Annotated in this window: 3 protein-coding genes, 1 tRNA gene and 2 rRNA genes (1 of these 6 cut by a window edge); 1 reads left to right on the forward strand and 5 read right to left on the reverse strand. The window is 56.6% G+C overall.

Annotated elements, in window-relative coordinates; all coding sequences use genetic code 11:
- Positions 1 to 7: 7 nt before the first annotated feature.
- Positions 8 to 1,546 (reverse strand): sugar ABC transporter ATP-binding protein, encoded by a 1,539-nt coding sequence (locus ACQY8Q_RS07240; protein WP_428425999.1) that lies wholly within the window; start codon positions 1,544 to 1,546, stop codon positions 8 to 10.
- A 167-nt stretch (positions 1,547 to 1,713) separates the two neighbouring features.
- Positions 1,714 to 2,742, reverse strand: coding sequence for a substrate-binding domain-containing protein (locus tag ACQY8Q_RS07245; RefSeq protein WP_428426000.1), 1,029 nt, complete (start codon positions 2,740 to 2,742; stop codon positions 1,714 to 1,716).
- A gap of 338 nt (positions 2,743 to 3,080) precedes the next feature.
- On the opposite strand from ACQY8Q_RS07245, the gene ACQY8Q_RS07250 reads away from it, so the two are divergent.
- Positions 3,081 to 3,644 (forward strand): dual specificity protein phosphatase family protein, encoded by a 564-nt coding sequence (locus ACQY8Q_RS07250; RefSeq protein ID WP_428429696.1) that lies wholly within the window; start codon positions 3,081 to 3,083, stop codon positions 3,642 to 3,644.
- A 356-nt stretch (positions 3,645 to 4,000) separates the two neighbouring features.
- On the opposite strand, the gene ACQY8Q_RS07255 is transcribed toward ACQY8Q_RS07250, so the two are convergent.
- The 3 genes from ACQY8Q_RS07255 to ACQY8Q_RS07265 form a co-directional block, all read right to left on the reverse strand.
- A tRNA-Met gene (locus ACQY8Q_RS07255) sits at positions 4,001 to 4,077 on the reverse strand.
- A 407-nt stretch (positions 4,078 to 4,484) separates the two neighbouring features.
- Positions 4,485 to 4,599, reverse strand: a 5S ribosomal RNA gene (gene rrf / locus ACQY8Q_RS07260).
- A gap of 248 nt (positions 4,600 to 4,847) precedes the next feature.
- Positions 4,848 to 6,768 (reverse strand): 23S ribosomal RNA (locus ACQY8Q_RS07265); it runs 886 nt beyond the window's last position.

Genomic DNA, 6,768 nt, shown 5'->3' on the forward strand with positions numbered 1-6,768 from the left:
TTGTTCTTTACGCGGCATGCTCTGATGCCTTCGAATTATTGTGACCGCCGACGCCCGACGCGAGCCGCATGATCGCCTCTTCCGTCATCGTCTCACCTTCGACCACGCCTGCAACCGTGCCCTCGCGGATCACCAGCACCCGGTCGCAGAGACCTAACAGCTCCGGTAGCTCCGACGAGATGACGACAATGCCGATGCCGGAGCGCGCGAGATCGCGCAGCAACCTGTGGATTTCCGATTTGGCACCGACATCGATACCGCGTGTCGGCTCGTCCATCAGGATAACCTTGGGATTGACCGCCAGCTGCTTGGCAATCGCCACCTTCTGCTGGTTGCCGCCCGACAGCGACGAGACCGGCATATCGATTCCGCCCATCCGCACACCAAGCCGCTTTGTCAAATCCCGCGCACGATCCGCCTCGGCCTTCGAATTCAACAGGCCCAGTGGCCCGGTCAGCGATTTCAGATCGAGAACGGCAATATTCTGGGCGATGGACAGCTCCAGGAAGACGCCGGAACCCTTGCGATCCTCCGAAAGATAGACGACGCCGGCCTGCACGGCCTGCGCATAGGACCGCGCCCGCAGCCGCTGTCCATGCAGTTGCACCTCGCCTTCCCTCACCGGCCGCAATCCGCAGATACCCTCGGCAATCTCGGTACGGCCCGAGCCGATCAGCCCACCGACACCGAGAATTTCGCCCTTGCGCAATTCAAAGCTGACATCCTTAAATCGGTCGCCGTCACCAAGATTGCGGACGCTCAAAATGGTCTCACCCGTCTGCTCTCCCGGCACCTGCTTTTCCGGATAGAGCTGCGTGATCTCGCGGCCGACCATGCGGCGGACGATATCGTCCGGTGTCAGATCGGCGACATTCTCCGTTGAAACATAACGCCCGTCGCGAAACACGGTGACCCGGTCGCAGAGGCTGAAAATTTCAGCCATGCGATGGCTGATATAGATGATCGAGATGCCCTGTGCCTTCAGATCGCGGATGATCCCGAACAGCACCTGCGTTTCGGCTTCCGTCAGCGCCGCTGTTGGTTCGTCGAAGATCAGCACGCGGCAGTCGAGTGTCAGCGCCTTGGCGATCTCGACCAGCTGCTGGCTGGAAATCGGCAGCTCGGCCACCTTTTGGCGCACGTCGATCGGCGCCAGCCGGTTCATCACACCTTGAGCCTCCCGCTCCAGCCTGCCATAGTTCATGAAAGGCGAGCGGCGGCGGTTGGTGGCCGCCATGAACATGTTCTCGGCCACCGTGGCATCGGGGCAGAGGGCGATTTCCTGGTGCACCAGACCAAGCCCAAGCGATTGCGCCACGGCCGGCGACGTCACTTTTACAGGCGCGCCATCGACGAGCACTTCGCCTTCGGTCGGCTGCAGCACACCGGCAATGATATTCATCAGCGTCGACTTGCCCGCGCCGTTTTCGCCGCAAAGCGCATGAACCTCGCCCTTCTCCAGGCGGAAGCTCACATCCGTCAATGCCTTCACCGCACCGAAGTGCTTGCTGACATTGCGAATTTCCAAGACCGGCACTGCCGCCATGACATGCTCCCTCATACGCTTGCGGTGGCTGCCCGGAGCATAATGCCCCGGACAGCCGGCACCTACAGCGCCGCGCGTCTTTCAGACGCGCAAAGGTCGCTGTACGCTTTGGCCTGCTGCATAATTTGTCCTTAAATCGATATCGATTTAAGGATTATGCAGTGGGCTTACTCCTCGATGCCTTTCGTACCACGCCGCTTCAGGTACTTGTCCCAGTAGAAGTCGTCGGCGTTGTCGGCGGTAACGATCGACAGGCCGTTGTCGACGAACGGAATGCTCATCGGATTGAAGCCGACGCGCTTGGCGTCATTCATCGGATCGATCAGTTCCGGATGTTTTGCAAGCCAGAGCAGCATGAAGCCCATATAACCCTGCATGCCCTGGTTGGGGTTGATCGAGCCGAACACTTCGCCCGCCTTGATCATGTCGAGAATGTTGGCGTTGACGTCGGCGCACATGACAAGAATCTTGCCGCCGTTTTCCTTGTTGGCCTGTGATGCGCCGATGGCCGAGTTGGCCTCCGGCATGAACACAGCGCCGAGGTTCGGATTGGCCTGGATGAGGCTCGACAGCGCCTGATAGGCCTTGGTCGGATCCTGGTTGGACGCAGCACGGCCGACCAGCTTCATGTCCGGATATTTTTCGGTCATGCGTGCGATGAAGGCAGCGATGCGCTTGTCGTGGTTGTCCTGACCGGGGTTTTCCAGAACGGCATATTCACCCTTGCCACCCATCTTTTCGGCAATCGCATCGGCAGCGTAGGTGCCTTCGCGGCTATTGTCCGAGGTGATGAACGAGATGCGCTTGGAGAGCGGCGCATCGGCAGCGAAGGTAACGACGGCCGTGCCCTGGTCGATGGCGCGGTTGATCGGCTCGATGAACGGATCGGAGTTCATCGGGTGAACGAGGATACCGGCCGGGTTCTGGGCCAGCGCCTGGTCGAAGGTAGCGATCTGCTTGTTGACGTCGTATTCCGGCGTGCCGGTATAGGCGGTTTCGCAACCGAGCTGCTGGCCCGCCTGCTTGAACATTTCATAGACCGGGAACCAGTATTCGACGCCCGAAACCATGACATTCATGACGTATTTTTCGCCCGGCTTGCAGCGGAACGGATTTTCCGTTTCGGCGCTGGCAGCACCGGCGAAGAGCGTGGATGCAAGGACCGCCAATGCGGTCGTGCTTAGAAATTTGCGCAAGATTCCTCCTTGAGGCCGAAGCCCCTCCCAAATACCCGGCGGCGCCTGAACGGCGGCCGATGATCCAATGAAGACCGGAGTTCCTCCTCGAAGTCCGGTATGGGCAGATAATCGCAATGGCAGAGCACTGTCAATATAATTCATGCTATGAAATATATTTCACACAATCAAGTGCCAAAGCCGTTCGAAGTAGGAAACCGGGCTCACTCGCTGTGGACACCCTCCTCACTGTACGAGACACTGCCGGATCATTCCCTCGACCATCATCGCATGCTGTTCAGGCTGTTGTCAGCCAAAACGTCAAAAGTGATCTCATCGAAGAGATCGCTGGTGACATGATGCGCAGATTTTTGAAGCGGGTTGGACTGGTCGGCTGCGCAGCAGCTGTCGGGCTTGGAACCTATCTGTTCGCTATTCAGATCACCGGTAATTTTGCCGAAGTCGTGCCGGGCGCGCTCTATCGTTCGAACCAGCCAACAGCCCTGCAGGTGGCCGATTATGCCCAGCGTTACGGCATCAAGACCATCATCAACCTGCGCGGAAGCAGCCAAGATGCTGCCTGGTATAAGGACGAGGTCACAGCGGCCCGCGACCTCGGTATCAAACATATCGATTTCAAGATGTCGGCAACCAAGGCTTTAACACTCGAGGAAACAAACAACCTCGTCACCCTTTTGCGCGACGCCCCAAAACCTATCCTCATCCACTGCAAATCCGGCGCCGACCGGACCGGCCTTGCCGCCGTGCTCTATCTCAACCAGATCGCCGGCGAGACTGCCGACGCCGCCGAACGGCAACTGTCGATCCGCTTCGGCCATTTCAGCATCCCATTCTTCTCGCCCACCTATGCCATGGACGAAAACTGGGAAACCCTCGAAAAGGTCTACGGTCTTTCGGGCTGAACATCGCACAAGCCAGGATACATCGAAAACTAGCGTCGTTCCGTTGTTTAGCTCGGGACACAGCGCTGCGACTGGGCGACGTCATCATCCCTTCGGCAACCAGCCACTGCTAACGTGCCCGTGCCCTACCCGGCTGAACGTCCTTCTTGGCCACGCGTGGCATTTGTGGGGTTACGCCGTTGGCTTATCGGGTGTTGACGGAGAGACGGGTGCGGGGCGTTATGCGTGTTCAACGGCTTGAGGTAGCCTTTGCTCCTGCCGCTTGCCGTCCCGCTTTTCCATCCCCCTTTGAACGTGGAAAAGCCCGCATCCGTTTCCGGATCGCGGGCTTTTGGGTGTTTTTTTGGTTTTAAGTTTGGTTGCGGGGGCAGGATTTGAACCTGCGGCCTTCAGGTTATGAGCCTGACGAGCTACCGGGCTGCTCCACCCCGCGTTATCTCTGCATTCGGCTTTAGCCGAATGTCGGAACCGTGCAAATCCGTTAGGATTTGTCGCGTTACCAGCGTATTCGGCGAAGCCGAATATCGCGACAAGGAAACCGCCTTCTGGCGGTTTTCGTCAATAGCGCAAACCGAAGGTTTGTCGCTTACAGGTTGGGCTGTATTTGCCTTCCCTTGTTCATTTCAGCGCAAATTCGCAGAATTTGTCGCCTTGATGTTCCGTATCAGGCAGAGGCCTTTAGCGGAACCGGCTGTTTTTCGATCGAAAGACAGCCGGTTTGTATATTTTCCGGCATTATACCGAAGCAAAAAGGCCGCTTGAGGGCGGCCTGCTGTTCGGCTTTGGCCGGGTTTTGTTCTGAGAAGATAGTGTATTTGGTATAATTCTTGCCATTAATAGACCTGGCAGCGACCTACTCTCCCGCGTCTTAAGACGGAGTACCATTGGCGCAGGGGCGTTTCACGGCCGTGTTCGGAATGGGAACGGGTGCAGCCACCCCGCAATAACCACCAGGTCAACTAAGGGCAAGAATTGCTCCGGCGACGGAGCAAAACCAAATGAGAAGCTGGCGAGGGAGGCGTTGCCTCTCTCCTTTTTAGTCTTTGAACACGTTTTGTTGCTCTTCTTCCGGTCGAAGACCGCAAGCGCAGAGCGCGTCGCCAATCGTTTGGCGCGCCGTCCGCAGCGCAGCCGCCTTGCGGCGACAGCGTGAGGACAAAACAGATGGCTTAAGTTCATCTTCGATGAACATAAGCAATGAGAACAATCAAGCCAATCGAACGATTAGTACCGGTAAGCTTCATGCATTGCTGCACTTCCACACCCGGCCTATCAACGTGGTAGTCTTCCACGGTTCTCAAGGGAATACTCGTTTTCAGGTTGGTTTCCCGCTTAGATGCCTTCAGCGGTTATCCATTCCATATATAGCTACCCTGCTATGCGGCTGGCGCCACAACAGGTCCACCAGAGATATGTCCATCCCGGTCCTCTCGTACTAGGGACAGATCCTGTCAATATTCCTACACCCACGGCAGATAGGGACCGAACTGTCTCACGACGTTCTGAACCCAGCTCACGTACCGCTTTAATTGGCGAACAGCCAAACCCTTGGGACCTGCTCCAGCCCCAGGATGCGATGAGCCGACATCGAGGTGCCAAACAACCCCGTCGATATGGACTCTTGGGGGTCATCAGCCTGTTATCCCCGGCGTACCTTTTATCCGTTGAGCGATGGCCCTTCCACACGGGACCACCGGATCACTATGACCGACTTTCGTCTCTGCTCGACTTGTCAGTCTCGCAGTCAGGCGGGCTTATGCCATTGCACTCGACGAACGATTTCCGACCGTTCTGAGCCCACCATCGCGCGCCTCCGTTACTCTTTCGGAGGCGACCGCCCCAGTCAAACTACCCACCATACACTGTCCCGGATCCGGATAACGGACCGCGGTTAGACATCCATGACGATAAGGGTGGTATTTCAAGGATGGCTCCACGAGAACTGGCGTCCCCGCTTCAAAGCCTACCACCTATCCTACACATGCCGACACGAATGCCAGTGTAAAGCTATAGTAAAGGTGCACGGGGTCTTTCCGTCTGACCGCAGGAACCCCGCATCTTCACGGGGAATTCAATTTCACTGAGTCTATGCTGGAGACAGCGGGGAAGTCGTTACGCCATTCGTGCAGGTCGGAACTTACCCGACAAGGAATTTCGCTACCTTAGGACCGTTATAGTTACGGCCGCCGTTTACTGGGGCTTCAGTTCAAAGCTTGCACCTCTCCCTTTAACCTTCCAGCACCGGGCAGGCGTCAGGCCCTATACGTCGTTTTGCAACTTCGCAGAGCCCTGTGTTTTTGATAAACAGTCGCTACCCCCTGGTCTGTGCCACCCCTCCATACTTGCGTACGAAGAGGTCACGCTTCTTCCGAAGTTACGCGTGCAATTTGCCGAGTTCCTTCAGCATAGTTCTCTCAAGCGCCTTGGTATACTCTACCTGACCACCTGTGTCGGTTTCGGGTACGGTCTATACGGTGGAGCTATTTCCTGGAACCGCTTCCTCGCCCACTCAATCCAATAAGAGCAAACAAGTTACGCAATCCGTCACTACCACCAGGCCCACGAATATTAACGTGGTTCCCATCGACTACGCATTTCTGCCTCATCTTAGGGGCCGGCTAACCCTGCTCAGATTAACTTTAAGCAGGAACCCTTGGTCTTTCGGCGAGGGGGTCTCTCACCCCCTTTATCGTTACTCATGTCAACATTCGCACTTCCGATACCTCCAGGACCCCTCACAGGTATCCCTTCACAGGCTTACGGAACGCTCCGCTACCACTGCGGCAACCCGAAGGTTGCTACAATCCTCAGCTTCGGTGCATGGCTTTAGCCCCGTTACATTTTCGGCGCAAAGACCCTTATTTAGACCAGTGAGCTGTTACGCTTTCTTTAAATGATGGCTGCTTCTAAGCCAACATCCTGGTTGTTTTGGGATCCTCACATCCTTTCCCACTTAGCCATGACTTGGGGACCTTAGCTGGAGGTCAGGGTTGTTGCCCTCTTCACGACGGACGTTAGCACCCGCCGTGTGTCTGCCGACTAGTACTCCTCGGTATTCGGAGTTTGGTTAGGATCAGTAAGACGGTGAGTCCCCATAGCCCATCCAGTGCTCTACCCCCGAGGG

Origin of the sequence: Pararhizobium sp. (assembly GCF_965279435.1) — a bacterium.
Taxonomy (GTDB): domain Bacteria; phylum Pseudomonadota; class Alphaproteobacteria; order Rhizobiales; family Rhizobiaceae; genus Pararhizobium.